At 42.0% G+C, this 3,192-nt stretch carries 3 protein-coding genes and 1 pseudogene; 1 reads left to right on the top strand and 3 read right to left on the bottom strand.

Annotated features, from left to right (window positions below):
* Positions 1 to 255 precede the first annotated feature (255 nt).
* From PX482_RS19300 to PX482_RS19290, 3 genes and pseudogenes are all read right to left on the bottom strand, one after another.
* A pseudogene (locus PX482_RS19300) lies at positions 256 to 405 on the bottom strand (ArsR/SmtB family transcription factor); the annotation flags it as partial.
* A gap of 35 nt (positions 406 to 440) precedes the next feature.
* Positions 441 to 611: a metallothionein gene (locus tag PX482_RS19295; RefSeq protein ID WP_002761549.1), complete on the bottom strand. Its 171-nt coding sequence runs from the start codon at positions 609 to 611 to the stop codon at positions 441 to 443.
* 174 nt (positions 612 to 785) lie between these two features.
* Positions 786 to 1,358 carry a DUF2808 domain-containing protein gene (locus tag PX482_RS19290; RefSeq protein WP_002761548.1) on the bottom strand — a complete coding sequence of 191 codons (573 nt, stop codon included), beginning with the start codon at positions 1,356 to 1,358 and terminating at the stop codon, positions 786 to 788.
* Positions 1,359 to 1,523: 165 nt separating this feature from the next.
* Between PX482_RS19290 and recF the strand changes: the two genes are divergently transcribed.
* Positions 1,524 to 2,651, top strand: coding sequence for a DNA replication/repair protein RecF (recF, locus tag PX482_RS19285; protein ID WP_002761547.1), 1,128 nt, complete (start codon positions 1,524 to 1,526; stop codon positions 2,649 to 2,651).
* The last annotated feature ends 541 nt before the right edge of the window (positions 2,652 to 3,192 follow it).

Below are 3,192 nucleotides of genomic sequence, written 5' to 3'. Positions count from 1 at the left end.
CCAAGCTTTTCTGGTCGGAACCCCCTAAGCCGAGTTTTCAAGGTGCTGCGCCGTCCACTTGGTTTTCGAGACTGGCCTTTTAATTCTAACGTAAAGCCAACCTAGAACGGCGGGGTTTCAGACCCAAAATTTCCGATGATAACCGTTCAGTATTTACCAGAATGTGCTTCAGATGACCACTTAGGCGATCGCCATTCGTCTCCTCTGGTAACATATTGTCTGGGAACATATTGGGTGAGGCGAATGCAATTAGCCTTCTAGTTCTAATCCCTGCAAGTGCTGGAATTTCGCCTCTTGGTGATGGGATTCCCCACAAACCGGTGCTATTTTCTCTAGGGCCATATTTTTTCCTGATCGGTTATTAAGGGAAAGTTGAGAAAGGGAGGTATCGATCGAATTTTCAATGCCGATACTTGTCCCCTTCTCCCCAATAACTAAATTTAAACGCAACCACAGCCCTGGTGTCCACAGCCTTTCTCGTTCTCGTTAACGTGACCATTGGCACAAGCTTGGGAACAGTAGTATTGATCGTTTTTTTTGATGGCATCGGCGATCAATACTACACACAAACAGGATTCACAAGCACATTTCATCATGGTGACAGCGATCATGGTTACTACCTCGGAACTTCTTTACTGACTTTAGTATAACATCTGAACAGATGTTCATAGATTGAATAAAGTTAAATTTTTCTAAAACTCAGAGGGGAAAGTTAGAGCAGTCATCTCATATTTACTGCTCACTGATTACTGCTCACTGTTTACTGTGTTTAGACGCGGAACAGCCTACCAGCGATCGCCAGCATCGTAAATTGCTAAACGTCCGACACCTAGATATAATCCGGGAGAATTCTCCCCGGGGGGATAGGCAGTAATTCCAAACTGATAGACACCACCATAATCGGGATTTCGTACTGGTTTCAGACCGATGGAAACGGTATTACCGGGGGGGACAGGAGGATCAAAAATGACCGTAATCGTCTGAGTATTGGGGTCAAAAGTAGTGGATTTTAGGGTTAATTTTTCGCCTCGCTGATTGCGATCGCCAAGAAAAGCAAAGGTTTGATCGAGAAGAAAAGCAATAGTTTGAATATTAGGCTGCTGTTGTATGGTTACTTTACCCAAGGGCGCCCCGAGAGAGGGCGGTAGAGCGATGGTAAGATAGTATTTTGCCCCCCAAGTACGCACGGATTGGAAAGTAGCGAAGAAATTAACTAGAGTGGGAGAACTCTCAAAAAATACTCTGCCATCGGGAAATTGTCCTGCGAGAGACACAGAAGCATCAAAAGCGAGTATAGCAATCAAAGCGAGTTTAGATAGACTTTCAGTCTGTTTTAAAGGCAAAAAAGGAATTTTCAAGGTAAAAGCTACTATAAAATATTGATTGTCAAGGGCAATTATACCAAATTCACTTAACCCTAAACCGCTGCCATTATCAGTGATCAGTTATCAGTTGTTTTCTCCCCACACCCCACACCCCACTTCTCACTTCCCCAACCCCCAACAGCTAACCCCCAACTTGCAATGTATCTCGAACACCTACATCTTCACAGTTTTAGAAATTATGCCGAACAGTTGCTAAAATTCGAGTCCAAAAAAACAATATTATTGGGCAATAATGCTCAGGGAAAATCCAATTTACTAGAAGCGATCGAACTTTTGGCCACTCTCAAGAGCCATCGAGTCAGCAAGGATCGGGATCTGGTGCTAGAATCGGACTCGGAGGCGAGAATTTTTGCTAGGGTTAATCGTCTTTATGGAGCATCAGAATTAAGTTTAATTCTCCGTTCTTCCGGTCGTCGCACCGTGATCCGTGACCGTCAACCCCTGCGCCGTCATCTTGATTTTTTGGGCGTGATTAATGCGGTACAATTTTCTAGTCTCGATCTGGATTTAGTGCGCGGTGGTCCGGAAGCTCGCCGAGATTGGTTAGATACTTTATTAATTCAATTAGAACCCCTATACGTTCATATTTTACAGCAATATAATCAGGTTTTACGACAAAGAAATGCTCTCTTAAAAGAGATTCGTAAACAGGAATTAGAGGGAAAAGTTTATGCGGATTTATCCCAGCTAAAACTCTGGGATTTACAACTAGCAGAAACCGGTTCAAGAGTAACGAGAAGAAGGGCGCGAGTCCTGCAAAGATTAATTCCTTTAGCCCAAAAATGGCACGAAAGTATTAGCGGAAAAACCGAACTTTTAGAATTACAATATATTCCCAATGTGCCTTGGGTAGAAGATGATGTCAATGGGGTACAAAGGGCTTTTTTAGATAAGATTGAAACCCGTCGTTTGGCAGAGAAACAACTAGGGACATCGGTAGTCGGTCCCCACCGGGATGAAGTGGATTTTTTAATTAACCAAAACCCCGCTAAATCCTACGGTTCCCAAGGACAACAAAGAACCTTAGTTTTAGCCTTGAAATTAGCGGAATTACAGTTACTAGAGCAGATTATCGGAGAACCTCCCCTACTACTCCTCGATGATGTTTTAGCCGAATTAGATATCGAACGACAAAATCAATTATTAGATGCGATCGAAGACCGTTTTCAAACTTTAATTACCACCACTCATCTCAGTTCTTTTGAGTCCCGTTGGTTGCAATCTTCCCAAGTATTTTCTGTCAAAAAGGGACATATTTTTTATTAGCCTATAGCCACCAGCCTTCAGCCATATTCAGTTATCAGTTATCAGGTTTTTCTCCCTATCTTTCCACTCTCTAGTCACCTCAGCAGTTTAACCCTAAACTAAAGCTACTCATTCAGTAAATAGCTGCGATATCTCGGTAGTTTGCTCTAGAAAATTTCTCATATCTTCTGGTTTAATTGTTTGGTTTAATTTATAAATTACTAACCATTCACCACCAGCTTGCAAATACCAACCATGGTTCTGTCCAAAAAATTGTCAGGTGTCAAAATTAAAGATTTCTCGGATAGTAGATTCTTACCATAATACGATCTCAAGCTTATGAACCTTTATTTACAGACCATTGCTGTCAATCGCGGTCATCCTGATTGCTGGCTAAATTGTTGCTGTTAGAAAGTCCGTAGGGAGCATCTCACCTTTGCAATAAGTAGAAATGCTTAATGAGATCAATAAAAAAGTTAAAAAAGGCAACCATTTAGATAAGCACAGCGATGACGAAGGACTTGCGGTACATTACAAGATTGCCAACTTGCACCAGTAATTT

It is taken from the genome of Microcystis sp. M53602_WE12 (assembly GCF_030065455.1).
Classification (GTDB): domain Bacteria; phylum Cyanobacteriota; class Cyanobacteriia; order Cyanobacteriales; family Microcystaceae; genus Microcystis; species Microcystis aeruginosa.
This window is presented reverse-complemented; position numbering and strand designations above follow the sequence as displayed.

Bases quoted from the DNA above. Each gene is read 5' to 3' on its own strand.
- PX482_RS19295 (WP_002761549.1), bottom strand. From the start codon at position 611: ATGATCGCTGTCACCATGATGAAATGTGCTTGTGAATCCTGTTTGTGT.
- recF (WP_002761547.1), top strand. From the start codon at position 1,524: ATGTATCTCGAACACCTACATCTTCACAGTTTTAGAAATTATGCCGAA.